Consider the following 25,929-nt stretch of genomic DNA (forward strand, 5'->3'; position numbering starts at 1 on the left):
TTTCGTTCGGGAGGTTTGCGTCTTACACCTCAGAAAAGGCGCTGTCTGCCTTCTCAGTTGGAAAACAGGCAGCTTTTTTCTGAAAAAATCTGTTTTGGGGTCAAGATGCCATTGCGGCAGGCACTTCCTCTGCGGCAGGCTCTGCCTCAAGGCGGAGCACCGGCTGTTCCGGTGCAGCCTCAGCCAAGGCAGGGGGCAGCAGCATGGCCTGCCAGTGCTGCTCGTCCAGCAGGTCGTCCAGACCCGCGTTGTGCAGCAGAGCGTCTGCGGCCTCTACGCTGCCCAGCTCCTCGGCCAGCTTCATGCGGGCAGTCAGGCGTGCCTGCCGGGCCGCAATGCTCAGGCTCTTGAGCTTTGCCTGTGCAAAGCGGTAGTCCTGGAGGTCCGGGTCAAAGTTTGCTGCTGCAAACTCCGCATGGCTGATGGCGCTGTCGGTGTCGGCAGCCAGGTCCTGCAGGTCCAGGCGCTGGGCCTTCAGGCTGTCCAATTGGCTGCGGTGGTCGCTGAAAAAGCCGATGGCGTAAGAGCCTACGCTGGTGGCGATGGGCAGCAGCATACGGATGTACTGGCCCACCATGTAGAGGGTGGGGTTCTCCGTTGCTCCCAGGGCCTCCACACTTATGAGCGTGGACACGATGCAGAAACCCGCGAAGATTGCAAAGGCTCCGACGGCCGTGCCCAGAAGTGCGCTGATGCGACGCTTCGTCGCCCGCTGATCACGGGGCAGCATGTCGTCCAGCTGGCCCTTGAGTTTGCCTGCCAGCATGGGGCAGGCATCGAGCAGCAGGGCGATGGAGGCAGCCACCAGCATGGCCATTTCGGGCCGCTCGTCGAACAGGCTTTCGGTATAGAGGTGGACAGTCATGAGGTCGGTTACCATGAAGAAGAAGGTCAGGGGAAGTGCGATGTGGTCCAGCGGGCTGCTCTTGGTGCGGCCCTTGTTCTGGATCTCGTGGAGCTTTGCGGTCACATTGGTGTGGTTTCCGGTATACATATCGTTTCTCTCCTTATCTCGTATGGTGTGTCGTACATCAGACTTCCAGACGCCGGATCTTTGCGTCGATCTCTGCGATCTGTTCTTCAATGAGCTTCTTGCTGGCCTGGAGGTTCTCCATTTGCAGCCGGACGTCCGCCTGCAGGTTCAGAGCAGATGCGTGGTGCTGGTACCGAGTCTCGACCAGACTGCTGATGGCAAGCTGCTGTGCCTTGAGGCGAACTAGCTCGTCAAAAACAGGCGTATGCTCGTCAAGATCCAGCTTCTTGACGGCTTCTTCGGCCTGCGCCATCACGCCGGCGAACATCTCGGGGGCATCATAGTCGGGGTAACTCGCGCAGCCGCTGAATTCATCCGGGTATGCGTATAACATATGGTGGATGATGGTGCGGTGGGCATAGTCGATCTCGGTGCGCTCTTTGCCCTGCTCGGGCAGCTTGGCGCTATCGGCCTTCTTGAACGGATTTTTCATTCGAATACCTCCTTGTCGATACCCAGGGTTTCAGCGAACTTCCGGGCGGAAAAGTCCGGGTGAAAGCGCGGGATTTCCTCATCACTGATCACACGGAACTTGCCTGCCTTGCTGTACTTCACAAGGCTTGCGTTTGCGCGGCAGTAGACTTCATTGATCTCGGCCTCGGCATCCAGCAGTTCGGCGCGGATGGCTGCGATCAGCTCTTTGCGCTCACTGGCGGCACGGGCACGGCGATCACCGGCTTCGCGTGCAGCACGCCGTGCTCCGGTAGTGTGGAGGCTGCTGCTGTTGCTGCTGCCGCCGGTCGGCTGAGGCATGGCCTTGAGTGCAGCAGCCTTGGGTCCCAGAGACTTGCTGAGCTGTGCAAGCTTGGCCGCCTCCAGCGTCTCAAGTTCCCGACGGACGCGCTCGTAGTAAGCTCCAGCTAACACGTTCTTTCCGTCCTCGGTCTTGAAGTCGGTCTTGTGGACCAATGCGTCCGCAAGGCCGCGCAGACGGAGGAAGCTGTCCTCCTTCCAGACGGGGTCGTCCTTCTGGTCGCTCTTCTTGTTCTTCGGGTAAATCAGCATGTTGTTCGCTCCTTTTCACTTGCTGTGGGGCTCTTCACTCTCTGTAAGCCTTTTTGTATTTAGAAAGTTGGAATTTTAATTGGATTTTTTGTTTTGTTTATTCTGTGTCGTCCTTACATCTCAGTAAAGCCCCTCGTTCCTGTCCAGTTGGATTTTTCTGTCGTTTTTATTTAAATATTCCACCACTTTTTTCGCTGAAGTGTCCATCGCTCACGCATTGTTTTCTCGTCCACCATAATGTTTAACAGCTAAAAGTCTTACTCCTATCGATTTACCGTAATAAATTTTTCAAAACCATATTGACGCACTTACACTTCCATGATACCCTTTACTCCAAATCCTGCTGACAAAAGTGGTGGTGCTCATCATGATAACCACCACTTTCAGCGGATGATTGCCCAGAAAGAGCATACCGCCCCGCAACACACCCGATTCATTTTGCCGCCGATTCACCCGACAAAATCATCGCTGCGCTGCATGGGCGGTATTTTTCTTTTTCACAAATAAAATCTTATGTAGTTGTTTAATCTTCCAAAATTTGTTTTCGGTTGTTGACAACACAACCTAAAAGCGTTATTCTTGTGCTTGAAAGAAGCAAGACGTAGTGTCCGCACTGCGCCCGGCTTTCTTCATACTGTACCTTGAATCCTTCATAAGCCGTCTGAACGTGATACTGTGCCACGACCTCACACTTTCCGTGAGCGAGCCAGACAACGCCGCTGCACAAACAGGGGTAGGAACTTCGTTCGGAGCAAACGGCGATCAACATACACGAGCAGTGGAACTCTCTACTTATTTTTGCGCCTTAACAATTCGGAAACATTTGTTGAAAATGCGTTTTGAGCGCAGCGGTAGAGGGCAAGAACCGTCCCGTGGCCACAAATTTTCAATTCTTGAAAATGTTGTGCTCCACCGGGACTTCACATCTGCAACTCTTGCGAGTTTTGATGTGATCTTGTTGGGGCGTACCTGCCCCAAACCCTGCTCATATTCGCACCTTGCGGTGCGAAAGAACGGCGTGTCGTGCTTACATAGCTCCACCGAGGAGCTAGCGAAACGACAGGAGGTTCAATGAACAAAACGAATGTCAAAACGAAACCCAGCACGACCCACCGCCACGACACGCCGAACAACAAAACGCACATCATCAAGTTCCGTGTGACGGAAACTGAAAAGATGGAACTCCAATGCACAGCAAAACTCCTTCATCTCTCCCTGTCCACCCTCATCCGCCGTGCGCTGCACAATGCGAAGATCGAGCGCACCGTTGTCGTTGCCGGCGGCGGAGAAGAAACCCTGACTGCCGTTTCCACTCTGCTTGCCCAGTGCAGCAGGGTGGGCGGCAACCTGAACCAACTCGCACGACACTTCAACTCCGGCGGAGCAGACACCGAACAGCTCCGGGCGAAACTTCTGGACGAACTTGCAGACCTGACTGCCTTCCGGCTCAACGCCGAGAAAGTTCTGGGTAAACTGTATGGCAACGCTGAAGCATATCGCCTCTAAAAATTCGGACTACTCTGCCGCTGAGACCTATCTGGTTTACCAGCACGATGAATTTTCCGGCAAGAAAATTCTGGATGAACAGAGCAGACCCAAGCTGCGGGAATCGTACATTCTGGACACCCTTGAATGCGGCGAAGCCTCGTTTGCAATGGCCTGCCTGCTGGCAAACCGGAAGTACGACAAGAACAACCACCCGGATGACATCAAGAGTCACCAGTATATCATCAGCTTCGACCCGCGGGATGCAGCCGAAAATGGGCTGACGATGGAAAAGGCACAGGCCCTCGGCCTGAACTTCTGCAAAGAGAACTTTCCCGGTCATCCTGCTATCGTCTGCACCCACCCGGACGGACACAACCATTCGGGAAATATCCATGTCCACATCGTGATCGGCAGCGTCCGGACACGAGAAGTGGAGCGCAAGCCCTATATGCAAAAGCCCCGTGACTGGCGTGAGGGCATGAAGCATTCCAGCACAGCCCAGACCATGCGGCACCTGCGTGTCGCAGTCATGGAAATGTGTCAGGATGCCAAGCTGTACCAGATCGACCTGCTCAGCTCGAAAAAGCGTGTGAGCGAGCGTGAATACTGGATGAAACGGCGCAGTCAAATGAAACTCGACCGTGAAAACGCTGCCCTGCTTGCCGCCGGACAGCAGCCTACACAAACGGAGTTTGAAACCGCAAAGGAGACTTTGCGGAAACAGATCTCGGATGTGCTGGACAATGCAGCGAGCTTTGAAGATTTCTCGGACAGGCTCTTGCAGCAGTACGGCATCACGGTCAAGAAAAGCCGTGGGCGGCTCAGCTACCTGCCAGCCGGAAGAAAGAAGTTTATCCGGGCGCACAGCCTCGGTGACAAGTTTGAGAAAGAACTCGTGCTTGCCACCTTGAAAGAAAATGCCAAGAGCCAGCCCATTATCCTCCACAGCAATCTTGAGGAAAAACCCGACCGAATCAAGAAGCTGGTGGACATTCAGGCAAAACTGAAGCAGGGCAAGGGCATCGGCTATGAGCGTTGGGCGAAGAAGCACAACCTCAAAGCCATGGCGCAGACCTTGATTCTTTTGCAGGAGAAAGGTCTGCTCAACGAGGACGCACTCGACCAGAGAATTGCAGAGCTTGACACCAAGTTCCATGAATCGCTGGCCGTAGTGAAAGACCTCGAAACCCGCATGGCAAACAACCAAACACTGCGCCGTTATGCTGCTTCCTACAAGCAGTACCGACCGCTCGCGCAGAAACGGAACGCTGCCAAATCCCCCGCAACCTTTGAAGAACAGCATCGTGCAGAGCTGACAGCATACCGGACAGCAGCAGCCTATCTCAAGGCAAACAACATCACTAAACTGCCAAGTCCGAACAAGCTGGAAGCGGAATACTGCGCTCTTGCTTCCGAAAAGGCCCAGTTCTATGAGCAGTACAAGGAAGCCAAGATCGAACTGCTCAAGCTGAAAGATGCAAAACAGAATGTTGCCCTGTTCTTCCGGGAGGACGAACGGACGCAACATCACGAGAGATAAGGAGTTGTGCGTATGATCAATCTGAAAATCGACCCGGAGTTCCAGAATCAGATCCCGCCGCTGACGGACGATGAGTACAAGCAGCTTGAAGAAAACATCCTCAAGGAAGGCAAGCTGCTCTCTCCTTTGATCGTCTGGAACAACACCCTCGTTGACGGCCACAATCGTTATGCAATTCTCCAGAAGCACCCGGAGATTTGCTTTTCCACCATGCCGCTCCGATTTGAAAGCAGAGAAGAAGTCCTCGCATGGATCTGCAAGAATCAGTTGGGGCGGCGCAACCTCACCCCGGAGCAGAAGCTGTTCCTCATCGGGAAGCAATATGAAGCGGAAAAATCCTCTCATGGCGAAGCCCGCAAAGAATCGCATGATGAAAATGGCCGATTTCACCGGAGTTCTCAAACTGATAACTCCGGTGAAGCCATGAAAACCTGCGAACGAATCGCAGAGGAAAATGGTGTAAGCAAGGCAACTGTACTTCGCGCATCGAAGTACATGAAAGGTGTTGAAATTGCTGAATCCCTGATTCCCGGTATGCGGGAGAAGATTCTGAACAAACAGGTAAAAGTCAGCAAGGCTGATATGCACCGCCTTGCACGAGCCAACTATGATGCCCGCGCACAGACCTTGCAGGAAATCCTGCACCCGGAACTGAAAGTTGAACCGAAACCGGATGCCGATGGCATCATCCGGGAACCGGGAAAGGCACCTGTATTGCCGTTTCAGAAAATCGAATCGGTTTACGACAGCGATGCTTACCCGGAAGAAGTGCGGCATGATTATGTCGCACTGGAACACGTTACAACACGTTTCCGCACAGAGTTTGACTATCTTCTGAGAACTATGCCAGACACAGCACAGCGAGAAGTCATTCTCGAAATCATCCACAAGCACAAGGAGTACCTTGCTTCGCTGGAATCTGCGCTCGCAGAGGATGAGCAGACAGCATAACAACAGGCACATTGTATGCTGTCAACAGAAATCCAAAGGAGTGTGCGTTTGAACAAAAAGAAAAAGTCCACAAATATTTCCCCTTACCCCGATGAAGCCATCGAACGACTGGCACGGGCATTCTATCCGGCGATCCTTGCCTGCTGGAACAGCGAGGAAGGTCAACGGGAATTTGCTGCATGGCAGGCGGAACAGGCTCATATCGCAACCAAAGAAAAACAGGAAGTTCCCGTCGGGGAACTCCCTGCCTTACTTATCGTGTGTGGATTTTTGCAGGGTGCGTCCGGCAGGGCGCACCCTGTTTTTGCGTTCAGTCCTCTAATCCGTGACTTCCAGCCGCATTTCTCAGATACTCCTCTGGCTCACCGTTCAAAATTAGCTCTGCATACGCCAGCGGGTCATTGTAGATGAGGTAGTCCAGTTCAGACCTCTGCGCCATGGTAACATCCAGTGCATCCTCGACACCGGTGCAGTTGATGGAAATTTTGCGCCCATCCCGGAGCAGCAGCTCCACACAGCCGGTGCCCATGTTAAACTGACAGGCTCTTGCATCGTACTTCATAATCTTGCGTCCCTTCTGCCTTACGGCACTCTTACTGTTGTGACCTTCGTGATACGGTCTTTCTTCTGATAAGGTTTTGGACACACAGCCGTAAGGGAAGAGCCATTGTTCTCGTTTCCGAAGAAAACAAAAAATCCGAGCCCTTCTCCTATCGAGAAAAGGTTCGGATTTTCATGGTTTGGTGCGGATAAGAGGACTTGAACCTCCACCGAGTTGCCCCGATTAGAACCTGAATCTAACGCGTCTGCCAATTCCGCCATATCCGCATATTCTGTTTTGTTTGCGAGCTGTGTTGCTCGGAACGATAGTTATTATACCAGATATGGCAGAATTGTCAAGCATTTTTTCAAAAAAACTTTTTCCTCACTACAAAACGTCATACTTTCGCGAAAAAAGCCCTCTGCAGGCCGATTTTCCGGCGGTGCAGAGGGTCGGAGTTTCTTTGTTTTTTTCTTCAGCAGGCAGCCGTTCCGGAGGCCAGCAGATCAGACTTTGCTCCACACCACCCACAGGTACGCATAACCTGCCAGCACGGCGGCCAGCGTAAAGGGCACGCCGATGCGCAGGAAGTCGCGGGTGGTGACGGTCTCGCCGTTTTTGCGCAGAATGCCAATGGCCGCGATATTGGCCGAAGCACCGATGGGGGTCAGGTTGCCGCCCAACGTTGCACCGGTGAGCAGGCCGAAGTAAAACACATAGGGTTCCACGCCCACGCCATCGTTCATCAGGGCGGCGATGCTTTGCACCACCGGCAGCATGGCGGCCACGTAAGGGATGTTATCGATGAAGGCCGAAAGCACCACCGACACCACCAGCAGCAGGGTGAACAGCCGGAAAGGGCTTTCCCCTGCCACGGCATGGAACAGCCGGGCTGCTGCGTCGATAGCACCCGCCGCGTGGATGCCCGCAATCACGATGAACAAGCCAAACAACAGCAGCAGGGTATCGCAGTCCAGCTCGCCCAACACATGCGCCAGTGGCTTTGCCGACCCTGCCCGCAGGCAGGCGCGCGCCACGCCAAACAGGCACAGCCCCATGCACACAAGGCCGCTGCGCAGCTCGTACACCGTGTGCAGCGGCCCGGCTGCAGGCTCCGGCAGGAAGGATGCCGCAATGAGCAGCCCCACCGTGAGCAGCATCAGGGCAGTGGGCACATCGTCCTCCACCTCAGTCTCCACCTTTGCGGCGATAGGCTGGGTCTCGCGGCGGAACAGCCACAGCAGCACTGCCAGCGAAGCAAGTGCGCCCAGCTCCACGCCCCAGAAAATGCCCGGACGGCCCCGCATCCAGAAGAAATCGAAGAAATTCATGTCGGCAAAGCTGCCCAGCAGGATGCTGGTGGTGTCGCCCACCAGCGTGGCCGCGCCCTGCAGGTTGGAGGACACCGCAATGGCAATGAGCACCGGCACCGGCGAGATCTTCAGCTTGCGGGCAATGGCAAGGCCCACCGGTGCCACCATGAGCACCGTGGCCACATTGTCCACAAAAGCACTGATGACACCGGCGAACAACGCCAGCATACACACCGCCCACTTGACATCCGGCACACGGACGATAAGCATTTCCGCCAGGCGGGCAGGCATTTTGCTCTCGATGAACAGTGCCACCGTACCCATGGTGCCCGCCATCATGAGCAGCACATTATAATCCACGGCCTGCAGCGCGGCGCGGAGTGAAAACTCGTAGACCCCTGCCTCGCCCAGCACAATAAAGAGCACCGCACTGCACAGTGCCACCCACGGGCGGTACTGCTGCAGCCGCAGCATCAATACATAGGTAACAGCAAACAGGATCAGTGCAAGTATCATTCGTTGATCTCCCCGCTGCGGGCATCCTCGTCGATCATGCGGTAGCCCACGCCCAGCTCATTGAGGATATAGGCATTGCTGCCCGGACGGCTGCCCAGCTTTTTGCGGATATTGGCCATGTTCACCTGCAGCTTTTTGGTGCTGCCGATGTCGGTATCGCCCCAGATGGCCTTGACGATGGCCGCATAGGTCATCACGCGGCCCGCGTGCTGGGAAAGGAACGCCACGATGTTGTATTCGGTCTGGGTCAGCTTGATCTCCTGCTCGTCCACGAACACCTTACGGCGGTCATAGTTGATGCGCATTCCCTGTGCGCGGAACTCACCCGCCGGGGCATTGCCGCCGTGCATGGCACTGTAGCGGTTCAGCCGCAGGGCAGCGCGCACGCGGGCCAGCAGTTCGCCGGTGCTGAAGGGCTTGGTGATGTAATCATTGGCACCCAGATCCAGCGCTTCGATCTTATCCATCTCGTCGGTGCGGGCCGAGAGCACCACGATGGGGGTCATATACTTCTGCCGCACGGTACGGATGAATTCCAGCCCGTCCCGGTCCGGCAGGCCCAGATCCAGAATGACCAGATCCGGGTTGTGGGAGGCGAACAGGGTCAGGCCCATGGTACAGGTATGAGCCACCAGAGCCTGATAATCGTTGGTGGTGAGCAGCGTTTCGATAAAGCTGCAGATATTTGCCTCATCCTCTACGATCAGGACCTTGAATTTGTTATTGCTCATCTTCTGCATCCTCCATTTCAATTTCTTCGGTCTCCAGCCAGAAGCGGATGGTCGTTCCCTCACCCAGACGGCTCTCGGCCTTGATCTCGCCGCCGTGCGCCTTGATGATGGCCGCACACACCGAAAGGCCGATGCCCATGCCGTGCTTGCGGCTGTCTGCCGGTACATCCGGGTCGGTGCCGGAGAACAGCGTTTTCAGCCGTTCTCTGGGGATGCCGCAGCCATCGTCCGTCACCTCGAACACCGCACGATTGCCCACCGTGAACACCTTCAAGGTCAGTTTTGTCATGCCCTCGGCGTGCAGAGCGGCATTTTCCAGCAGGTTCATCAGCACCTGCTGGATCAGCATGGAATCCATGGGGATCACGATAAAGGCATCCGGCGTTTCCAACTCCACCGGGATCTCCGGGTAGCGCTTGCGGAACTTGACCAGCACCGTATCCAGCAGTTCGTCCAGCACAGTGGGGGTCTTTTGCACCGTCACCTTCTCGCTGTCGATGCGGGTGACGGAAAGCAGATTCTCCACCATGCGGGTCAGCCACTGGGCATCGCTGCAGGCTTCGCCAAGCAGTTTAATGGTCTTTTCCTTATCCAGCGAGTCATAATTTTCGATCACAGTGGAGCAGGCACCGTAGATGGAGGTGAGCGGGGTGCGCAGATCGTGAGAAACCGCGCGCAGAAGGTTTGCACGCATCTTCTCCTTCTCGCTTTCCATACGCAGCTGTTCCTGCTTTTTGATGCGGGTGGTGAGGGTGCTGGTCATGATGGACACCACCAGCATCACAAGGCCGGAGAACAGGTTTTCCGACAGGGTAAAGTTGAAGGCGAAATACGGTGAGAGGAAGGCAAAGTTCACAGCCAGCACGCTGATGAGCGAAGCCGCCACGCCCCACGCATAACCTTCTGTATACATAGAGGTGACGAATACCGCCAGCATAAAGATAAGCATTGCTACGCCCTCAATGCGGCCCATAACGGCCTGTGTAAGCATCACCATGGCATAGGCGGCGAACAGAGCCAGCAGCATTACGGTGGCATCCCGCACAAGCGTCTGTTTTTTCATGCACATTCCCCTTCCCAAATAATATATTCCGTTTCCCGCATTATACCATAGAAAAACTAAAGATACAGTAAAAATCCTTTGCCGTAAAGAGGGACGCGATTTGACACTCCCTCTCCCCCGTAGTAGAATAGCCCTATCAACACTTTATCTCACTGGATCAGGAGTAACGATATGCTGTATTTCGAGAACGACTACTGTGAGGGTGCACACCCTGCCATCCTGCAAAAGCTGGCCGAGACCAACTTTGAAAAGGTGCCCGGCTATGGCACCGACCCCTACTGCGCCAGCGCCAAAGCAAAGATCTGCGCTGCCTGCGGCTGCCCGGATGCAGACGTGACCTTCATCTCCGGCGGCACCCAGACCAACGCAATCGTCATTGCGTCCATGCTGCAGCGCTGGCAGGGCGTGATGGCTGCTGCCACCGGCCATGTGGCTGCACACGAAGCCGGTGCCATTGAGTATACCGGCCACAAGGTCATTGCCCTGCCCGCCCACGAGGGCAAGGTGAGCGCCGCCGATGTGCGCGACTGGTGCGCCACCTTCTATGCCGATGCCAACCACGACCACATGGTGTTCCCCGGCATGGTATATATCTCTCACCCGTCGGAGTACGGCACCCTGTACACCAAGGCTGAGCTGGAAGAGCTGCACGCTGTGTGTCAGGAGTACCACATGCCCCTGTTCATGGACGGCGCACGCTTGGGCTACGGTCTGATGGCCAAGGGCACCGATGTTACCCTGCAGGATATCGCCCGCCTGACCGATGTGTTCTACATTGGCGGCACCAAGGTGGGCGCGCTGTGCGGCGAGGCCGTGGTGTTCCCCCACGGCGCACCGACCCACTTTATGACTATGGTCAAGCAGCAGGGCGCGCTGCTTGCCAAGGGCCGTCTGATGGGCCTGCAGTTCGATGTGCTGTTCACCGATGATCTGTACACCCGCATCAGCCGGAACGCCATCGAGACCGCCGACCGTCTGAAGGAGGGCCTTGCTGCCAAGGGCTACCGCTTCTATATGGAGTCGCCCACCAATCAGGTGTTCCCCATTCTGGAAAACAGCCAGCTGGAAGCGCTGGAGCCACTGGCAAAGTTCGGCTTCTGGGAGAAGTACGACGACACCCACACCGTGATGCGCATTGCCACCAGCTGGGCCACCCGCATGGAGGAGATCGAGCAGCTGATCGACCTGATGTGACCCTGCCAAAGATTTTTGGCGGTTTTATGCGGGATACCAATTGCAATTTCTTTCACAATGTGGTATCTTTTGGGTAGACCAATGGGTTGGAGCCGGTGGGCCTTGCAGGACAGCGTTTCGGCCGGCTGGCTCTATGAAATGATCGGAAAGAAGGTATTTTAACATGGGCTTTTTTGATAAGCTGTTCGGCGGCAAGACCGAGCAGGAAGAGACTGTCAAATTCTTCGGTCAGAGCAAGACCGTTCTGACCCCCATCCGCGGCAAGGTGCTGGCACAGGCCGACATCCCCGACGAGACCTTTGCACAGGGCATCCTTGGCCCCGGTTGCGGCATCGAGCCCACCGGCAAGACCGTGTATGCTCCGTTTGACGGCACCGTGGAACAGGTGGCTTCCACCCTGCACGCCGTGGGCCTGACCAGCGAGGACGGCATCGAGATCCTGATCCATGTTGGCATGGACACTGTGGAGATGCAGGGCAAGGGCTTCAAGGCACTGGTCAAGGTGGGCGATAAGGTCAAGGCCGGCACCCCGCTGCTGAAGGTGGATCTGGACGCCATCCGCGCCGCAGGCCATCCCACCGCTACCGCCATCATCGTGACCAACGGCGATGACATGGGCGAGCTGAAGATGCTGGCCGAGGGCGATGTGCTGGCCGGCACCCCGCTGTTCAAGTTCTGATTTCTGCACAGCAAAAGGCGTGCACTTCCGCAAAGGAGGTGCACGCCTTTTTGATTTCCCGATCTTACTGGCCGCCCGGCTTGTAGTGCAGCACCCGCTCCGACACCAGCCCGTTGAAGAACTGGATGAAGGGCCCCAGGCAGAAGGCACAGATCAGCGTACCGATGCCCACAAGGCCGCCCAGCAGCCAGCACAGCAGCGCACACAGTGCATCGGTGAACACGCGGCAGCCGAAGTACGGCACCGGGGTGTAGTCCCGCAGGCCCAGCGAGAGGTAATCGTACGGGGCGATGCCCAGATCTGCCGTCTGGTACAGCGAAGCCCCCAGCGCCGTGACCGGCACCGCCAGCGCCACCCACAGCAGCTGCACCGGCAGGCCCAGCGCCTCGGCCGGGCCAAAGTGGGCTGCAATGGGGTCGTAGAAGGCCGTGACAATGAACCCGACGCCAATGCCGTTGACAAAGGTGCCCAGGCCGATGTACTTGCGCCCGAACCAGAACTGCAGTGCAAAGAACAGGATGTTCGTGCACAGGTTCTGCACGCCCAGCGAGATGCCCAGCATCTCGGCCAGACGCATATTCAGTGCGCTGATGGAGTCGTTGCCAAGGTGAGACTGCTTGAACAGTGCAATGCCCAGCCCGATGATCACAATACCGACCACCATGCCGAGGATGCGCCGCGCCGAGGGCATCTGCGGGTTCTTTTTCATGATTCTGTTCTCCTTTTTTGCACCAGTTTTACAACGTTCGTTGAAAGCTCAGCGGTGAAGCTGCGTTTCGATTCTTGCCCTGTCTAGTCCTTCGCCAATGACGATGAGCACATCCTGCCCCTGCGGGATGGGTTCCAGTGTTCTGCCGGCAGCGGTGGCGTTCAGCTCCAGCCAGCCGGTGGTGCCCTGCGGGTCCGGTGCAAAGCCCTTCACCCGCAGCACATGGCCGCAGGCGGCATCCGCAAACAGGTGGTCGGCAGCGGCCTGCAGCTGCTGCAGCGTCAGGTGCTGCTCCAGAAAGCACAGAGAGCTGAAGGCTTCGTGCTCGTCAAAATGCAGCTTTTCGCAGCTGGCCTGCCTGCAGCCGCAGGCCGCAATGGCGGCAAGGTCGGCATCGGTAAGCCGTGCCCAGTCCTTGGTGATGATCTCTTCCGGCGCAAAGCGGCGGGAGCACTTGCAGCCCTCCAGCGCACGGGTCAGGTGGGCCACGGCGGCAGCGGTCTGCTGTTGCCCGGCCAGCTGGGTACGGCTGACCAGCACCCGGCCCGCGTTGGCCGTCTCGGACGCCAGCACGTACTCAGCCTGCGGCGAAAGCGTTTCCGGCAGCATGGCATCCACTATGGCGATCACATTGCCGATGTGATACCAGCGGTCCAGCGGGTCGTCCCGCAGCACATCAAAAAACTCGTCCACATCAAAGATGCCGCTGGGTTCCACCACCACCCGGTCGAACCCGCGCATGGCCATGGCAATGAGCTTGGTGCGCATCCGGCGCTGGTGGGTGTCGCAGTCGCATCCGCCGCTGATGGTCTCAAGGTCGCAGTTCGGGCCAAGAAGGTCCTGCACCAGCATTGCATCCACGTTCACTGCGCCGAAGTCGTTTTCCAGAATGCAGACATTGTGGCCCTGTGCCACCAGATACCGGACATACCGACGCAGAAAGGTGGTTTTGCCTGCGCCCAGAAAGCCGGTGATAAGGTCTACCTGTACCATAATAAAAAAGCACCTCCTGTGCTGTTGTTTGCCCGGTTCCAGTATACCGCAGCAAACTGTAATACGCCAGTGGCAGATGCAAAAAGCCCCGCATTTCTGCGGGACTTTTTATGTTCGTATTCAGCCGCTTTCGGATGCAGAGCTGTACTCGGCAATGACCTTGTGGGCGGCAGGTGCCATTTTGGCCGGTACGGCGGCAGGTTTTGCAAGGAAGTAGCCCTGCAGCGCATCCGCGCCCAGCTCGATGACCTTGCGCAGCTCGGCGGCGGTCTCCACGCCCTCGGCAATGATCTTCATGTTGCGCGGGTGGGCATAGGCCACGATGTTCTGCACGATCTGCTGCTTGTCCGGGTCGGTATCGATGCCGCGGATGATGGCGATATCCACCTTGATGAACCGGGGCGAAAGCTCCAGCAGGCTGTTCTCGTTGGCAAAGCCGCTGCCGTAATCGTCCAGCGCGAACATGCCGGAGAAGCCCGGCGCATGGCGCTTGACCTCCAGTGCTTCGTGGTTAATCTCCTCTTCCTCGGTGATCTCAATGACCATCTGACGGCGCAGTTCATGCCAGCGGCTATCCATATACTCGCTGTCCTCTCTGGGCAGGCAGATGCTTGCAATGGAGTTGATGAACAGCATCGTGTCCCTGCGCACAAGGCCCTCGCTGCGCAGGTGGTCGAAGTTCTCCAGCGATTTGAAGAAGGTCAGCCGCTCGATCTCGCACAGTGCGCCCTGCTCCCGCGCCAGCTTCATGATGGTAGCGGGCGAGCGCAGCGCTTCCATATCGGAGCGCATCAGGGCTTCGTAGGCCATCACCTTGCGGGCGCTGCTGCCGCAGCCCACGCAGCCAAGGGCCAGTGCCGCGGCGCACAGCCCTTCCCATTGGCTGGGAAAAGCTGTGCTTTGCAGCTGTTATTCGGTTCTTTCTGCCGGGACGGTGGACACAGTGATCTGCTCATAATCCGCACTGTGTGCAAGATAAACGCTCAGGTCACCGGTGTTGGTGGTCTCCATGCCGTCCAGCTTTGTGCAGGCGCAAAGGCCGAAGGCCAGCACGTCCATGCCGGCAGCAGCACCCTGCCAGAATTTATCCTCGCAGCCGGGCTTTGCCCAGCGCCGCGGCAGATACTGCACAAAGCCCACAGCCGTCAACAGTTCATCCGCCTCGGCCAGCTGGGCCTCGGCAGCGGCATCGTCCAGCATATCCCTGCCCGCGCAGCGCTGCAGGATGACATGGCACACCGGGCGGCGTGTGGCCTCCAGCACCGAGTGACGGAAGCCGTAGCGGGAGACGTTCTTTTTGCCGTACAGCAGGATGAAGCCCATGCTGTTGCGGCTGTCCGCCCGCAGGAAGCCGTGGGTGATGTAGGGCATTGTAAATGGTAAATATAGAAGAAGCACCTCTGCGCAGTACGATTTTGCCGCCATCATTGAACGCGCGCAGCCCCAGCAAGACCTTCAATCTGGCGGGCCTTGTGGGCAGCTACCATTTCAACGGCGAGTGGGTGTAAATTTTTGATACAGTAAGAGGGGCTGCTGCACTTTCGGCTAAAGCGATGTGCAGCAGCCCCTTCTTCGTATCGGATCCAGACAACAAAAAAGCGTTCTGAGAGATCTCAGAACGCTTGGTGGTTGCGGGGGCCGGATTTGAACCAACGACCTTCGGGTTATGAGCCCGACGAGCTACCAGACTGCTCCACCCCGCGATATTTACTTTGTGCTCTCAGCGGTTCTCGCTGACTGCTCAAGTATAATACCACAAGGGCGGGCGGATGTCAAGTATTTTTTTGATTTATTTTTTCTTCTTTTTCCAAACCACGAACCCTGCGCAGGCGGCGGCTGCGATCACCACCACCGGCCATGCACCGGCAAGGGCAACGATGACCTGCTGCAGGCCACCCACAAAGTTCTGCCAGCCAGCGGAAAGGGCGCTGACAAAGCGGCTGCCGAAGCCCTCGCTGGGCGGCGAGTAGGTGCTCACCTCGCTCAGGCTCACGTACACGGTGCACTCTTCCACCTGATCGTTGTACCAGTCCATCTGGCTCTGCCAGCTCTCGATCTGGCTCTGCACATCCGTCAGGCTGGACTCGATCTCAAGCAGGTCGGAGAGGTTGTCGGCCTGCTGCTGCAGCTGCTGCAGGCGGGTTCGCTGGTTCTTGAGATTCTCAAGCCGGGTCTCCACGTCCATGTACTGGGCGGTCACGTCGTCGGCCTGCTGGTTTTTGTAGGTCACGTTGCCTGCTTCGGCCACGGCGGCAAGAAAGTTCTCGTAGTTCTGCTGCGGCACCCGGTAGGTCAGGCTGACACTGCGGCTGTCACCGGCATCCGAGTATTCACTGCTGGATTCCAGATAGCCGCCCGCTTCAGCAAGGGCAGCATCCAGCGCAGCGCGGGCTGCGTCGTAGTCCTTGCTTTCCAGGCTGAGGTTCGCGGTGTAGATGATCTTTGCGTGGTCGGTGCTATGGGCCGCTGCTGCCGCGTCGTCCTCCGAATAAACAGCGGTGCCGTTGTCTGCGCCGCTTTCCAGCGCCATGGTGTTCAGACTGTAATCGGCTGCCATGGGGCTGTCCACAGCGGCGCGGTCCGCGCCGCCTGCCGCCATCACCGCCGCAGTGCTGTCCGCAGAATAATAGACCGCCGGGCTGCTGCTCTTTGCGCCAAGGCCGATTTGTCCGGTGGCAAAAGCACCATAGCCTACCACGCACACAGCAAGGCAGGCCGCCAGTACGCCCACCCGCTTTGCGGGGAAGCGGATCAGTTTCTTCTTCGGCTGCACCGGGGCGGACTGAGCTGGTACCGGTGCGTCGGTTTTCATCATGGGCTGGGCCTTTTCTTCTTCGGTCAACTGGTCTGTCATGGCCAGCAGCTTTGCCTTCAGATCGTCCGGGGCGTAGAGGTCGTCCGTCTCCATCTTGTACTCATACCACCTCATCTTCGATCTCCTCCTTCAGCATCGTATGTAACTGCGCCCGGGCACGCCGCAGCCAGCTCAGCACCGTGTTGGACGGTGCGCCCATCATCCGGCCGATTTCCGCCGCCGTGTATCCCTCGTAGTAATGCAGATAGATGGCATTGCGGTAGTTTTCCGGCAGGGCGCGCACTGCGTCCAGCACACTGCCGTCCTCAAACGCATCGGGCGCGGGCAGGTTCTCGTCCAGCTCGGTGTCCTTCTGATGGGCTGCGCGGGTCAGGTCCCGGCAGCGGTTGATGGCCACCCGCAGCAGCCACGCCTTGAGGTGCTCCTCACTCTCAAACGTACCATTATAATGCAGGAGCTTCTCGTAGACATCCTGCACCACGTCCTCGGCATCGGCTGTGCATCGGCTGTTGTGTATGGCAGCGCGGTAAACAGCATCGCTGTATTTCTGCACTGCCAGCGTAAATACTTCGTTTCTGGTCAGCTGTCCCATAGTTTCAAGCTCTCCTTTACCGCCTGTACAGGGCTGGTGGAATTCGTGTTCCACGGGGGACATTCACCCTATACACGGCTGAACGCCCCCGAAGATTGCATTGCTGGAAAAATTTATGAAAATCACCTTTTATATACTCTCTGCAGCAGGGCCACCCGTTCTGCAAGGAAGGTCTCGGCCTTCGGATGGTGCAGCCAGCGCTTGTTCGCCGCTGTGCCAGCCAGCTTTCTGCCCAGCGCTTCCGGGTCGGTATCGGCCTGCATCACATCCTGCATGGTCAGCTGCAGCGTCAGCGCCGCAGGGGTGTCCGGCAGCGGCGGCAGCGGGTCCTCCCACACAAAGGGCGGCAGCAGCTGCACCGCCACCGTGGCGCGGGTGCACTCCTCGGTGAGCAGCAGGGCTGCAGGCGTGCCGTCCGGCAGGACGTGCAGGGTGCTGTACAGCAGCTGCAGACTGCCCTCGGCCAGCAGGCGGATATCCCCCTCCCGCCCGGTAGGCGAAAGGCTCAAATATTCCCGCGCCTCGTCCAGATAGATGTGCCGGGCCGGTGCCTGCACGCGGGCATACAGCGCAGGCAGCGCAAAGCGGCCCGCTTTGTCCAGTGCGTGCTGCAAAAGCAGGTAGAACTCGGTCAGTGGGTAGGCCGGGTCCGGCTGCGGCATCCCGAAGTCCGGCCGTGAAACATGTCCTCCACCCATGGGGAACCTCCTTGATAAATAACGCTGATGCGGTATTCTAAACATAGAAGGGGGCGCTGACTGCAAGGGTCAGCTTTCCATCCCGTTTATCAAAAAGATTGACCGCACAGTTTGGAAGCAGGGCGGTCAATCTTTTTTGTTATCATCTTACCATATTCTACGACGCATTACAACACGCCCTATTGTAAACCCTGCTGCAACTTCATTGTTGACCGTCTTCCCTCCGCCGCATTATACTCGGGCACAGATGCCTTGTAAATTTTTAACAGAGGGGAATTTTATTCTATGAAAAACAAAAAACTGACCACCTATCAGATGGCTGTCACTGCGCTGATGGCCGCCGCGCTGTGCGTGCTTGGCCCGCTGAGCGTGCCCATCGGAGCCATTCCCATTTCGCTGTCAAACTTTGTCATCTGCCTGACCGCATGGCTGCTGGGGCCCAAGTTCGGCACCCTGAGCGTGGCGGTGTACCTGCTCATCGGCCTTGTGGGCGTGCCGGTGTTCTCCGGCTACGGCGCGGGCATTGCCAAGCTGGCAGGCCCCACCGGCGGCTATCTGGTGGGCTACCTGCTGCTGGCCTTCATCGGCGGTCTGTTCATCGAAAAGAGCAAGGGCCAGCCGGTGATCTCCGGCATCGGCCTTGTGCTGGGCGATGCCGCCTGCTACGTGCTGGGCACCGCATGGTTCGTGTTCCAGATGCAGTGCGAGCTGGGCTATGCGCTTTCGGTGTGCGTGTACCCGTTCATTGCGCTGGATCTCGCCAAGATCGTGGTGAGCTGCATCGTGGGTGCACTGCTGCGCAAGCGTCTGGTACAGGCTGGCGTGCTGAAGCTGAAGGAAGCCTAACAGGAAAAGCAAAAGGGAGACTGCAAACGCAGCCTCCCTTTTTTATTTGTGATCCGTTATTTTACATAGCCAAGGGTCGCAGCCATCACGGCCTTGATGGTGTGCATCCGGTTCTCGGCTTCGTCGAACACGATGCTCTGTGGGCCTTCAAACACTTCATCGGTCACTTCCATGGCATCGCGGCCAAAGCGCTCGCCCATCTCCTTGCCCACGGTGGTCTTGTGGTCGTGGAAGGCGGGCAGGCAGTGCATGAACACAGCGTGCGGGCCTGCAATGTCCATCAGCTTCTGGTTGATCTGGTAGGCGGCAAGGTCGTTGATGCGCTCAGCCCACACCTCCACCGGCTCACCCATGGACACCCACACATCGGTGTACAGCACGTCGGCACCCTTGGCGGCCTTGGCGGAATCCTCCTCAAAGGTGAGGATGGCACCGGTCTCGGCAGCGATCTTCTGGCACTCGGCCACGAGGGCAGCGTCCGGCTGGTACTTCTTGGGTGCACAGGCGGTGAAGTTCAGGCCCATCTTAGCGCAGCCCACCATCAGGCTATTGCCCATGTTGTAGCGGGCATCGCCGAAGTAAACGAAATTGATGCCCTTCAGATGGCCAAAGTGCTCCCGGATGGTGAGGAAGTCAGCCAGGATCTGGGTGGGATGGAACTCGTTGGTCAGGCCGTTCCACACCGGCACACCGGCGTAGTGGGCAAGGTCTTCCACGATCTGCTGGCCATAGCCCCGGTACTCGATGCCGTCGAACATGCGGCCCAGCACACGGGCAGTGTCGGCGATGGACTCCTTCTTGCCGATCTGGCTGCCGGACGGGTCAAGGTAGGTCACTTCCATGCCCAGATCGTGGGCAGCGACCTCGAAGCTGCAACGGGTGCGGGTGGAGGTCTTTTCAAAGATCAGGGCGATGTTCTTGCCTGCCAGCTGGTCATTGTGGCGGATGCCGGCCTTCTTTTTTGCCTTCAGGTCTGCGGCAAGGTCCAGCAGTTCTTCGATCTCGGCAGGGGTGTAGTCCAATAGCTTTAAAAAGCTGCGGTTCTTCAGACTCATTGTATATTTCCCTCTCTATGCAAGCATTGTTGAATATTTATTCGAGATATAGTTCTATTATAATGATATCCTGTAAAAATTGCAATACCCTGTCGGATATGCTATACTGGCTGTGCTGCCCTTCTCCATTCTGGCAACAGAAGGGGGTGGATATCATGGACACCATTCTAACCAATTTTCTGGTGGCTGTCGCAGCACAGGTAGCTGCACACTTCCTGTGCAAGTGGCTTGAGAGTCACCGCAAGGGCAAGTAAGCACAAAAAGAACCCTCTCGGAGCTGCAACTCTGAGAGGGCTCTTTTTTGTGCGTGGATACAATGGAATGTTCTAACCAACTTCCTACCCTTAGTATATGCAATCCCACACAAAAGTCAAGATGCTATGAAAAAAGTTCACAGCTCCAGCTCTGCCTTCCGTCCGGTGGACTGATAGGCAGTCAGCTTCACGCCGGCCTTTTTGAACATGAACCGCGCCGCCACGCTGGAATCGCTGTCGTGGTACTTGTCGCCGTAGTACACCACCTCGGCAATGCCCGACTGGATGATGGCCTTGGTGCACTCGTTGCAGGGGAACAGCGTCACGTACACCCGCGCACCTTTCAGGTTATTGTGGGCGCTGTTGAGGATGGCGTTCAGCTCGGCGTGGCACACGTACATATACTTGGTGTCCAGCGGTGCGCCCTCCCGCTCCCAGGGCATCTCGTCGTCGCTGCAACCGATGGGCATACCGTTGTAGCCCAAGGACAGAATTTTGTTTTCCGAGCTGACGATGCACGCGCCCACCTGACTGTTGGGGTCCTTGGAGCGCATGGCCGTGAGCAGCGCAATGCCCATGAAATATTCATCCCAGTTGATGTAATCGGTACGTTTCATTTCGGTATGCTCCTTGTGCCTGTATTCTGCCTTTTATTATAGCGTATCGCTGTGGATTTTACAATAAACTTTGGCACTGCCGTGCAACTTGCACAAAACCTTGCCCCGAAGTTTGGCGTTTGATTCGTCAGAATTTTCAAACGAAATATTTAAAAATCATTTTGAGTGTGGTATTATCTTTGTAAAATATGCCACAAAAGCGGAGAGAATGCTCCGTGCGGCGGAAATGAGGGAAAAACCGATATGAAATACGCAAGCAACAACATCCGCAATATCCTGATTGCCGGTCATGCCGGCAGCGGCAAGACCACGCTCACCGAGGCGCTGGTCTATTTTTCGGGCGCTGCCGAGCGTATGGGCCGGGTCGAGGACGGCACCACGATTTCGGACTTTGACCCCGAGGAAGCAAAGCGCAAGGCCAGCCTGTCTGCATCGGTCGTCCCCGTGGAGTACGAGGGCATCAAGTACAACCTGATCGATGCGCCGGGCCTGTTCGACTTCGAGGCCGGTGAGTACGAGGGCATCCGCGCAGCCGAGAGCGTGCTGGTGGTGGTGTCCGGCCGCAGCGGCGTGACTGTGGGTGCGGAAAAGGCGTTCCAGCTGGCCCGCAAGAATGGCAAGGCTACCATGGTGTTCGTCTCCAAGTGCGATCTGGAGAATGCCAACTACTTCAAGATCCTTGAGGATATGAAGATCAAGTTCGGCTCCACCGTCTGTCCCTGCGTGGTGCCCGCCAAGCTGGACGACGGCACCCCCGTGTACATCAACCTGTTCAGCCAGAAGGCCTTCAAGTACGAGGGCGGCAAGCAGATCCAGGTGGACCTGCCGGACATCGGCCACCGTTTTCAGGGCCTGATCGAGGCCATGAGCGAAGCCATTGCCGAGACCGACGATGAGCTGATGGAAAAGTTCTTCGGCGGCGAAGCCTTCACCACCGAAGAGATCGTGGAGGGCATGCGCAAGGGCGTCAAGGACGGCCTGATCACCCCCGTGTTCTGCGGCAGCGCCGTGAACCAGCAGGCGCTGGATATGCTGCTGTTCAACATGCACAAGCTGCTGCCCAGCCCGGAGCACGAAGCCAGCACGCTGGCCGAGGATGCCGCCGGCGAGCCGGTGGAACTGCACTGCACCGTGGACGAGCCTACCGCCGCCTACGTGTTCAAGACCGTGGCCGACCCGTTCGTGGGCAAGCTGAGCTACCTGCGCGTGGTCAGCGGCAAGGTGACTGCAGGCGAACCCCTCACCAACGCCCGCACCGGCGATGTGGAGAAGATCTCCAAGCCCCTCACCGTCATTGGCAAAAAGCAGGTGGACTCCGACGGCATCATTGCCGGTGACATCGGCGCAGTGGCAAAGCTGGTGAGCGCCAAGACCGGCGACACCCTGTGCGACGCTGAGCGCGTGGTCAAGCTGCCCGCCCCCGTGTTCCCCAAGCCCAGCCTGTTCATGGCCGTCACTGTGGCCAAGAAGGGCGACGAGGGCAAGATCAGCAGCGCACTGGCCCGCCTGATGGAAGAAGACCCCACCCTGAGCTACGAGAACAACGCCGAGACCCATCAGCAGGTGATCGGCGGTCTGGGCGAGCAGCATCTGGACGTGGTGAAGGCCAAACTCAAGAACAAGTTCGGCGTGGAGATCGGGCTGGAAGCACCCCGCATCGCCTACCGCGAGTCCATCCGCAAGGCCTGCCAGAAGCAGGGCCGTCATAAGAAGCAGACCGGCGGTCACGGCCAGTTCGGCGATGTCGTCATCAATTTTGAGCCCTGCGACAGCGAGCAGGTGGTGTTTGAGGAGAAGGTGTTCGGCGGCAGCGTGCCCAAGAACTTCTTCCCGGCTGTTGAAAAGGGCGTGCGCCTTGCCGCCGAAAAGGGCGTGCTTGCAGGCTACCCCGTGGTGGGCCTGAAAGCCACCCTGCTGGACGGCAGCTACCACCCGGTGGACAGCTCCGAGATGGCCTTTATTATGGCCGCAAAGCTGGCTTACAAGGCCGCTATGCCGGAGGCCGGCCCGGTCATTCTGGAACCCATCCACACCCTGAAGGCTCATGTGCCAAACGACAACACCGGCGATATCATGGGCGATGTGACCAAGCGCCGCGGCCGCGTGCTGGGCATGGAGCCGGACGAGGACGGCCTGCAGACCATCATCGCTGAAGTGCCGCTGGCAGAGCTTGCAAACTTTACCACCTTCATCCGGCAGACCACGCAAGGCCGCGGCTGGTTCACCACCGAGTTTGCCCGCTACGAGGTTCTGCCCGAGATGCTGGTGCCTGCCGTTGTGGAGCAGGCCAAGAAGCTGGGCAATCTGGACGAGAGCGCAGACGATTAAACGGCAAACGTCAACTCCCCCAGTCTGCTGCGCAGACAGCCCCCTCACCGAGGGAGCTGGCAGAACCGTCAGGTTCTGACTGAAGGAGTTCCCACCGAAATACGACATCACCCCCGACCCCCGTTGACACTTTTCCCTCTGTCAGCGGGGGTTTTTGCGGGCAAAAAGCTTGACAATGCGCAGTGATACGGTATAATAAAAATAGAAGGGGCGCTGGTCCTATCATGGTCAGCTCCTTACCCTGCAATCAAGATTGACCGCGTGGCTGGGAACCGTTGGCGGTCAATCTTTTTTGTTATCATCGTCTTTCTTCTGCGAAGTTTTTGCCATGACCTCAACGGTCAGACGAATCACATCCACGATCAGGCCCAGCAGTGTGAGAATGAACGTGAGCAGTGCGAGAGTCTCCAACAGAGTCATCCGACATCCCTCCCTTCGCCTTCAGGGCTCCGGGCGGTTTCCTTCAAAAAAGTTCCCTCCCGGACCCCCTGCTTCGTTCCATGTACAGGAAGAATCAGCGATTCGGGCAAGAGAGCATGACCACCGGTCGATACGATCAGCGCCTTATTTTTAGTATAGCATATTTCTCGACCCAATACAACAAAAAGCCCCCGGTACTGCGAATACCGGGGGCTTTTTGTTTAGTGCTTGGGGAATGCCCTATTCCAGGTTTCGATCACGTTGAACTTCGGTGTCCAGCCTTCGGGCTTGAAGGTGTCTGCGCTCTTGGCCTCCATGATGCCCTGCTCCGCTTTCCCTCTGTCGGCGGGGATTTTTGTTGTTATTTTTCTCAGATCCTCTAAAATCTCTGCCATTTTTAGGCATCCTTCCAATCTTGTCTAAAATCCTTGATTTCTGTTGGGGGGGGGTAGAATAAAGATTGGTGAATCTTTTTTGTCCACAATCCGCGCAGACAAGATCCACCCGCAAAAGTCGTATCAAGGAGGAATTTATATGAAAACGCGACTTATCAGCCTGCTGCTGGCATTCAGCATGGCACTGACATTTCTGCCTGTCGGGGCAGTCTCTGCATTTGCGGCGGAGACGGGCAGTAATGAGCTCGACCTCACCCCTAACACTGAGGTCACAATCACAGAGACTGCCACCTATGATCTGCTGCCCTGCGAAAATGCACAGAGGCATCTTGTGATTGACGCCCCGAATTGCACTGTCACCCTTCGTATAATGGGCAACATCAATATCGCACAAAATCAGAATGATTTTATTGTCGTAAAGCAAGGCACTCTCGTTCTTGAAGGTTCTGACCACTTACTTGGCTATTCTGATGCTGTTTCAAAACCCCATCCCCTGATCACAGTATCCTCCGGCGCAAAGGCCGTGATCAATGACGGTCAGTTCAATAGCAATTCATCATCTATCGTATGCAATAATGGTACGGTAGAAATCAACGGCAGTGGACGCTATACAACATCCACCAGCTACGTCATTGACACGCGTTCCAACAGCGTTTTAACAATCAATGATGGGTATTTTCATTCAGATTCACGCAGTGTTATTCTCGGAAATTCCAGTCAAGAGATTGAAATCAACGATGGAACATTCATAAACGAGTCGCTCCGTTCTCCCACTATCAATCTGAACCACGATAAGCAAGTGTATATCCATGGCGGTACTATTAAGAATCTGGTAGGTGGCCGTGCGCTTGATACTGGAGACAACACAACGATTGAAGAACAAAACGGAAAAAATATTCTGCTGGAAGGCATGCAAGGAACGTATGTTACGATTGCAGTCGTATCTGGCGCAACGTTCAATTTCAAAAGTGGAACCGTAAGGTCCCAAAAATCTGCTGCTATCCGCAGCGCTCTCAACGCAACCGTTAATATCACCGGCGGAACAATCAGCAACAGCCTCTATGGCGTTAAAGTACAATCAAACCCGAACTCTGTTTTCATTGGTAAAGATGTGCATTTCGAGGATAATACCAATGATATCTGTATGGAAGAAGATCAGTTGATCACCATTGCCGATGACTACGAAGATGAAGCAACTGTTCTGGTTATGGACAGCGATCTTATACTTCCCCGCCCTATTACAACAACCGGCAATGCTGACAGCCAAAAGAAGTTGAAACTACACAGCAATAATGCCGGTACTGTTGCTGTGTTCCACGATAATGGAGATGAAACCGGCTATCAGGAACTTGTTGAGCGAACCGGCTACTTCGTAAATGTCGTATCCGGCACAGCATCCATCGACGGCGGCGTTACTGCACTGCCCCCTACAACACAGATCCAAGACGGACGGCAGGTTAATCTGTCTGCCGCCCCGGCTCCTCAGGACGACTTGGAGTTTGAACAGTGGGTGGTCTCCCCTGCCAGTGCTCTGTCTGATCTGACCAGCACAGGCTTTGATCGGACTGCAAGCAAAACATCTTTCCGCATGCCCGCTCAGGACATCACACTGACTGCACAGTACCGCCCCATCCCTCCCACGATCGACGACGCCCCTGTCGACGCCTCTGTTGACCCTGCCATCAGCACTGCGGTAACGATCATTGGCGGTGCACTGCTGGTGGGCGGGCTGCATCAGCTGGGCACCGAGCTGTGGCTGATCCATCATCTGCCCAAGGGTACCGCCATCCCGGAAACTCGCATCGAACTGGCCGAAGTGCTCTGGAAGGATGCCGGACAGCCTGCTCCTGCTGCCGAAGCCGCTTATACCGATATCGACACCGACGACACCGATGCGCAGCAGGCTGCACAGTGGGCAATTGAAAACGAGCTGATGACGCTGCGCAGCAGTGAGCATCCGGACAAATTCGACCCCCATGTGCCGGTCTCCACCGTAAAAGCCATTCGCGCGTGGAAAAAGGCACAGCAGATGAAACCGTCTACCAAGTAACACCCAATGGAATCAAAACAGCCCGTTCTCCTTTTTTGAAGAGCGGGCTGTTCCGTTATTTGCTCCAGCCGACACATTTTTCTGCCCTACCGCCGCCTTTTTT

The 25,929-nt window shown here is 56.7% G+C and carries 27 protein-coding genes and 2 tRNA genes; 9 read left to right on the top strand and 20 right to left on the bottom strand.

The genetic code is table 11. The annotated features are described in order from the left end of the window. Positions 1–100: 100 nt before the first annotated feature. The 3 genes from ACGHUK_RS11590 to ACGHUK_RS11600 are packed head-to-tail and all read right to left on the bottom strand — an operon-like array spanning position 101 to position 2,038. On the bottom strand, positions 101–994 hold the full coding sequence (locus ACGHUK_RS11590; protein ID WP_390574372.1) for a hypothetical protein: 894 nt from the start codon (positions 992–994) through the stop codon (positions 101–103). Positions 995–1,031: 37 nt separating this feature from the next. Continuing rightward, a complete protein-coding gene (locus ACGHUK_RS11595; protein WP_390574373.1) occupies positions 1,032–1,466 on the bottom strand; it encodes a hypothetical protein in 435 nt (144 codons plus the stop codon). Further along, positions 1,463–2,038: a hypothetical protein gene (locus ACGHUK_RS11600; protein WP_390574374.1), complete on the bottom strand. Its 576-nt coding sequence runs from the start codon at positions 2,036–2,038 to the stop codon at positions 1,463–1,465. Before ACGHUK_RS11600 ends, ACGHUK_RS11595 begins: the two co-directional genes overlap by 4 nt. 1,071 nt (positions 2,039–3,109) lie before the next feature. Here ACGHUK_RS11600 and ACGHUK_RS11605 point away from each other — a divergent pair. Genes ACGHUK_RS11605 through ACGHUK_RS11615 form a run of 3 tightly spaced genes read left to right on the top strand, consistent with a single transcriptional unit; the run spans position 3,110 to position 6,017 of the window. Further along, on the top strand, positions 3,110–3,544 hold the full coding sequence (locus ACGHUK_RS11605) for a plasmid mobilization protein (RefSeq protein ID WP_005934538.1): 435 nt from the start codon (positions 3,110–3,112) through the stop codon (positions 3,542–3,544). Continuing rightward, entirely contained in the window at positions 3,516–5,066 is a 1,551-nt protein-coding gene (locus ACGHUK_RS11610; RefSeq protein WP_112144086.1) for a relaxase/mobilization nuclease domain-containing protein, read from the top strand. The genes ACGHUK_RS11605 and ACGHUK_RS11610 overlap by 29 nt, the downstream gene beginning before the upstream one ends. 12 nt (positions 5,067–5,078) lie before the next feature. After that, the gene (locus ACGHUK_RS11615) at positions 5,079–6,017 is read left to right on the top strand and encodes a hypothetical protein (RefSeq protein WP_005922692.1); all 939 of its coding nucleotides are present in this window, start codon (positions 5,079–5,081) and stop codon (positions 6,015–6,017) included. 310 nt (positions 6,018–6,327) lie between these two features. Here the strand turns inward: ACGHUK_RS11615 and ACGHUK_RS11620 are convergent, their stop codons facing one another. The 5 genes from ACGHUK_RS11620 to ACGHUK_RS11640 form a co-directional block, all read right to left on the bottom strand. Then, positions 6,328–6,579, bottom strand: a complete 252-nt coding sequence (locus ACGHUK_RS11620) for a DUF6061 family protein (protein ID WP_005922694.1) — start codon at positions 6,577–6,579, stop codon at positions 6,328–6,330. A 179-nt stretch (positions 6,580–6,758) separates the two neighbouring features. Next, a tRNA-Leu gene (locus tag ACGHUK_RS11625) sits at positions 6,759–6,845 on the bottom strand. Positions 6,846–7,064: 219 nt separating this feature from the next. After that, positions 7,065–8,387 carry an SLC13 family permease gene (locus ACGHUK_RS11630; protein WP_390574375.1) on the bottom strand — a complete coding sequence of 441 codons (1,323 nt, stop codon included), beginning with the start codon at positions 8,385–8,387 and terminating at the stop codon, positions 7,065–7,067. Beyond that, positions 8,384–9,118: a response regulator transcription factor gene (locus tag ACGHUK_RS11635; RefSeq protein ID WP_044954127.1), complete on the bottom strand. Its 735-nt coding sequence runs from the start codon at positions 9,116–9,118 to the stop codon at positions 8,384–8,386. The genes ACGHUK_RS11630 and ACGHUK_RS11635 overlap by 4 nt, the downstream gene beginning before the upstream one ends. Beyond that, entirely contained in the window at positions 9,108–10,181 is a 1,074-nt protein-coding gene (locus tag ACGHUK_RS11640; protein WP_097775006.1) for an ATP-binding protein, read from the bottom strand. Before ACGHUK_RS11640 ends, ACGHUK_RS11635 begins: the two co-directional genes overlap by 11 nt. Positions 10,182–10,352: 171 nt before the next feature. On the opposite strand from ACGHUK_RS11640, the gene ACGHUK_RS11645 reads away from it, so the two are divergent. Further along, positions 10,353–11,375 (top strand): threonine aldolase family protein, encoded by a 1,023-nt coding sequence (locus ACGHUK_RS11645; protein WP_390574376.1) that lies wholly within the window; start codon positions 10,353–10,355, stop codon positions 11,373–11,375. A 163-nt stretch (positions 11,376–11,538) separates the two neighbouring features. Continuing rightward, positions 11,539–12,054 (top strand): PTS glucose transporter subunit IIA, encoded by a 516-nt coding sequence (locus ACGHUK_RS11650; RefSeq protein WP_005944949.1) that lies wholly within the window; start codon positions 11,539–11,541, stop codon positions 12,052–12,054. A gap of 64 nt (positions 12,055–12,118) precedes the next feature. Here ACGHUK_RS11650 and ACGHUK_RS11655 read toward each other — a convergent pair whose 3' ends face one another. The 4 genes from ACGHUK_RS11655 to ACGHUK_RS11670 form a co-directional block, all read right to left on the bottom strand. After that, entirely contained in the window at positions 12,119–12,763 is a 645-nt protein-coding gene (locus tag ACGHUK_RS11655; RefSeq protein ID WP_097777278.1) for a YitT family protein, read from the bottom strand. Between the two features lie 48 nt (positions 12,764–12,811). After that, positions 12,812–13,756 (bottom strand): GTP-binding protein, encoded by a 945-nt coding sequence (locus tag ACGHUK_RS11660; protein ID WP_120121288.1) that lies wholly within the window; start codon positions 13,754–13,756, stop codon positions 12,812–12,814. A gap of 120 nt (positions 13,757–13,876) precedes the next feature. Further along, on the bottom strand, positions 13,877–14,569 hold the full coding sequence (locus ACGHUK_RS11665) for an EAL domain-containing protein (RefSeq protein WP_390574377.1): 693 nt from the start codon (positions 14,567–14,569) through the stop codon (positions 13,877–13,879). A 96-nt stretch (positions 14,570–14,665) separates the two neighbouring features. After that, the gene (locus ACGHUK_RS11670; RefSeq protein ID WP_390574378.1) at positions 14,666–15,127 is read right to left on the bottom strand and encodes a hypothetical protein; all 462 of its coding nucleotides are present in this window, start codon (positions 15,125–15,127) and stop codon (positions 14,666–14,668) included. 5 nt (positions 15,128–15,132) lie between these two features. Here ACGHUK_RS11670 and ACGHUK_RS11675 point away from each other — a divergent pair, with 5 nt between their 5' ends. Beyond that, a complete protein-coding gene (locus tag ACGHUK_RS11675) occupies positions 15,133–15,264 on the top strand; it encodes a hypothetical protein (protein ID WP_390574379.1) in 132 nt (43 codons plus the stop codon). A gap of 118 nt (positions 15,265–15,382) precedes the next feature. Here the strand turns inward: ACGHUK_RS11675 and ACGHUK_RS11680 are convergent. From ACGHUK_RS11680 to ACGHUK_RS11695, 4 genes are all read right to left on the bottom strand, one after another. Continuing rightward, positions 15,383–15,459, bottom strand: a tRNA-Met gene (locus ACGHUK_RS11680). A gap of 86 nt (positions 15,460–15,545) precedes the next feature. Next, positions 15,546–16,685 carry a DUF4349 domain-containing protein gene (locus ACGHUK_RS11685; protein WP_154259359.1) on the bottom strand — a complete coding sequence of 380 codons (1,140 nt, stop codon included), beginning with the start codon at positions 16,683–16,685 and terminating at the stop codon, positions 15,546–15,548. Beyond that, positions 16,672–17,163: an RNA polymerase sigma factor gene (locus ACGHUK_RS11690; protein ID WP_044954130.1), complete on the bottom strand. Its 492-nt coding sequence runs from the start codon at positions 17,161–17,163 to the stop codon at positions 16,672–16,674. Before ACGHUK_RS11690 ends, ACGHUK_RS11685 begins: the two co-directional genes overlap by 14 nt. A gap of 122 nt (positions 17,164–17,285) precedes the next feature. Continuing rightward, positions 17,286–17,861: a hypothetical protein gene (locus ACGHUK_RS11695; protein ID WP_223388668.1), complete on the bottom strand. Its 576-nt coding sequence runs from the start codon at positions 17,859–17,861 to the stop codon at positions 17,286–17,288. A gap of 285 nt (positions 17,862–18,146) precedes the next feature. On the opposite strand from ACGHUK_RS11695, the gene ACGHUK_RS11700 reads away from it, so the two are divergent. Continuing rightward, on the top strand, positions 18,147–18,707 hold the full coding sequence (locus ACGHUK_RS11700; protein WP_097781406.1) for a biotin transporter BioY: 561 nt from the start codon (positions 18,147–18,149) through the stop codon (positions 18,705–18,707). A 56-nt stretch (positions 18,708–18,763) separates the two neighbouring features. Here ACGHUK_RS11700 and argF read toward each other — a convergent pair whose 3' ends face one another. Together argF and ACGHUK_RS11710 are read right to left on the bottom strand one after the other, a co-directional pair. After that, positions 18,764–19,762 (bottom strand): ornithine carbamoyltransferase, encoded by a 999-nt coding sequence (gene argF / locus ACGHUK_RS11705; RefSeq protein WP_390574380.1) that lies wholly within the window; start codon positions 19,760–19,762, stop codon positions 18,764–18,766. A gap of 391 nt (positions 19,763–20,153) precedes the next feature. Beyond that, the gene (locus ACGHUK_RS11710; protein ID WP_005944992.1) at positions 20,154–20,633 is read right to left on the bottom strand and encodes a dCMP deaminase family protein; all 480 of its coding nucleotides are present in this window, start codon (positions 20,631–20,633) and stop codon (positions 20,154–20,156) included. Between the two features lie 243 nt (positions 20,634–20,876). Between ACGHUK_RS11710 and ACGHUK_RS11715 the strand changes: the two genes are divergently transcribed. Beyond that, positions 20,877–22,961, top strand: a complete 2,085-nt coding sequence (locus ACGHUK_RS11715; RefSeq protein ID WP_390574381.1) for an elongation factor G — start codon at positions 20,877–20,879, stop codon at positions 22,959–22,961. A gap of 282 nt (positions 22,962–23,243) precedes the next feature. Here ACGHUK_RS11715 and ACGHUK_RS11720 read toward each other — a convergent pair whose 3' ends face one another. Both ACGHUK_RS11720 and ACGHUK_RS11725 read right to left on the bottom strand, forming a co-directional pair. Then, the gene (locus ACGHUK_RS11720) at positions 23,244–23,381 is read right to left on the bottom strand and encodes a hypothetical protein (RefSeq protein WP_179860474.1); all 138 of its coding nucleotides are present in this window, start codon (positions 23,379–23,381) and stop codon (positions 23,244–23,246) included. A 221-nt stretch (positions 23,382–23,602) separates the two neighbouring features. Further along, the gene (locus ACGHUK_RS11725) at positions 23,603–23,776 is read right to left on the bottom strand and encodes a hypothetical protein (protein WP_179860473.1); all 174 of its coding nucleotides are present in this window, start codon (positions 23,774–23,776) and stop codon (positions 23,603–23,605) included. A 139-nt stretch (positions 23,777–23,915) separates the two neighbouring features. Between ACGHUK_RS11725 and ACGHUK_RS11730 the strand changes: the two genes are divergently transcribed. Beyond that, positions 23,916–25,826: a hypothetical protein gene (locus ACGHUK_RS11730; protein WP_390574382.1), complete on the top strand. Its 1,911-nt coding sequence runs from the start codon at positions 23,916–23,918 to the stop codon at positions 25,824–25,826. Positions 25,827–25,929 lie beyond the last annotated feature (103 nt).

It is taken from the genome of Faecalibacterium sp. i25-0019-C1, assembly GCF_042854225.1.
Classification (GTDB): Bacteria; Bacillota; Clostridia; order Oscillospirales; family Ruminococcaceae; genus Faecalibacterium; species Faecalibacterium taiwanense.

What these genes read in the sequence shown, in the direction of transcription:
- ACGHUK_RS11590 (WP_390574372.1), bottom strand. Translation starts at nt 994, where the DNA reads ATGTATACCGGAAACCACACCAATGTGACCGCAAAGCTCCACGAGATC.
- ACGHUK_RS11595 (WP_390574373.1), bottom strand. Translation starts at nt 1,466, where the DNA reads ATGAAAAATCCGTTCAAGAAGGCCGATAGCGCCAAGCTGCCCGAGCAG.
- ACGHUK_RS11600 (WP_390574374.1), bottom strand. Translation starts at nt 2,038, where the DNA reads ATGCTGATTTACCCGAAGAACAAGAAGAGCGACCAGAAGGACGACCCC.
- ACGHUK_RS11605 (WP_005934538.1), top strand. Translation starts at nt 3,110, where the DNA reads ATGAACAAAACGAATGTCAAAACGAAACCCAGCACGACCCACCGCCAC.
- ACGHUK_RS11610 (WP_112144086.1), top strand. Translation starts at nt 3,516, where the DNA reads ATGGCAACGCTGAAGCATATCGCCTCTAAAAATTCGGACTACTCTGCC.
- ACGHUK_RS11615 (WP_005922692.1), top strand. Translation starts at nt 5,079, where the DNA reads ATGATCAATCTGAAAATCGACCCGGAGTTCCAGAATCAGATCCCGCCG.
- ACGHUK_RS11620 (WP_005922694.1), bottom strand. Translation starts at nt 6,579, where the DNA reads ATGAAGTACGATGCAAGAGCCTGTCAGTTTAACATGGGCACCGGCTGT.
- ACGHUK_RS11630 (WP_390574375.1), bottom strand. Translation starts at nt 8,387, where the DNA reads ATGATACTTGCACTGATCCTGTTTGCTGTTACCTATGTATTGATGCTG.
- ACGHUK_RS11635 (WP_044954127.1), bottom strand. Translation starts at nt 9,118, where the DNA reads ATGAGCAATAACAAATTCAAGGTCCTGATCGTAGAGGATGAGGCAAAT.
- ACGHUK_RS11640 (WP_097775006.1), bottom strand. Translation starts at nt 10,181, where the DNA reads ATGAAAAAACAGACGCTTGTGCGGGATGCCACCGTAATGCTGCTGGCT.
- ACGHUK_RS11645 (WP_390574376.1), top strand. Translation starts at nt 10,353, where the DNA reads ATGCTGTATTTCGAGAACGACTACTGTGAGGGTGCACACCCTGCCATC.
- ACGHUK_RS11650 (WP_005944949.1), top strand. Translation starts at nt 11,539, where the DNA reads ATGGGCTTTTTTGATAAGCTGTTCGGCGGCAAGACCGAGCAGGAAGAG.
- ACGHUK_RS11655 (WP_097777278.1), bottom strand. Translation starts at nt 12,763, where the DNA reads ATGAAAAAGAACCCGCAGATGCCCTCGGCGCGGCGCATCCTCGGCATG.
- ACGHUK_RS11660 (WP_120121288.1), bottom strand. Translation starts at nt 13,756, where the DNA reads ATGGTACAGGTAGACCTTATCACCGGCTTTCTGGGCGCAGGCAAAACC.
- ACGHUK_RS11670 (WP_390574378.1), bottom strand. Translation starts at nt 15,127, where the DNA reads ATGCCCTACATCACCCACGGCTTCCTGCGGGCGGACAGCCGCAACAGC.
- ACGHUK_RS11675 (WP_390574379.1), top strand. Translation starts at nt 15,133, where the DNA reads ATGGTAAATATAGAAGAAGCACCTCTGCGCAGTACGATTTTGCCGCCA.
- ACGHUK_RS11685 (WP_154259359.1), bottom strand. Translation starts at nt 16,685, where the DNA reads ATGAGGTGGTATGAGTACAAGATGGAGACGGACGACCTCTACGCCCCG.
- ACGHUK_RS11690 (WP_044954130.1), bottom strand. Translation starts at nt 17,163, where the DNA reads ATGGGACAGCTGACCAGAAACGAAGTATTTACGCTGGCAGTGCAGAAA.
- ACGHUK_RS11695 (WP_223388668.1), bottom strand. Translation starts at nt 17,861, where the DNA reads ATGGGTGGAGGACATGTTTCACGGCCGGACTTCGGGATGCCGCAGCCG.
- ACGHUK_RS11700 (WP_097781406.1), top strand. Translation starts at nt 18,147, where the DNA reads ATGAAAAACAAAAAACTGACCACCTATCAGATGGCTGTCACTGCGCTG.
- argF (WP_390574380.1), bottom strand. Translation starts at nt 19,762, where the DNA reads ATGAGTCTGAAGAACCGCAGCTTTTTAAAGCTATTGGACTACACCCCT.
- ACGHUK_RS11710 (WP_005944992.1), bottom strand. Translation starts at nt 20,633, where the DNA reads ATGAAACGTACCGATTACATCAACTGGGATGAATATTTCATGGGCATT.
- ACGHUK_RS11715 (WP_390574381.1), top strand. Translation starts at nt 20,877, where the DNA reads ATGAAATACGCAAGCAACAACATCCGCAATATCCTGATTGCCGGTCAT.
- ACGHUK_RS11720 (WP_179860474.1), bottom strand. Translation starts at nt 23,381, where the DNA reads ATGACTCTGTTGGAGACTCTCGCACTGCTCACGTTCATTCTCACACTG.
- ACGHUK_RS11725 (WP_179860473.1), bottom strand. Translation starts at nt 23,776, where the DNA reads ATGGCAGAGATTTTAGAGGATCTGAGAAAAATAACAACAAAAATCCCC.
- ACGHUK_RS11730 (WP_390574382.1), top strand. Translation starts at nt 23,916, where the DNA reads ATGAAAACGCGACTTATCAGCCTGCTGCTGGCATTCAGCATGGCACTG.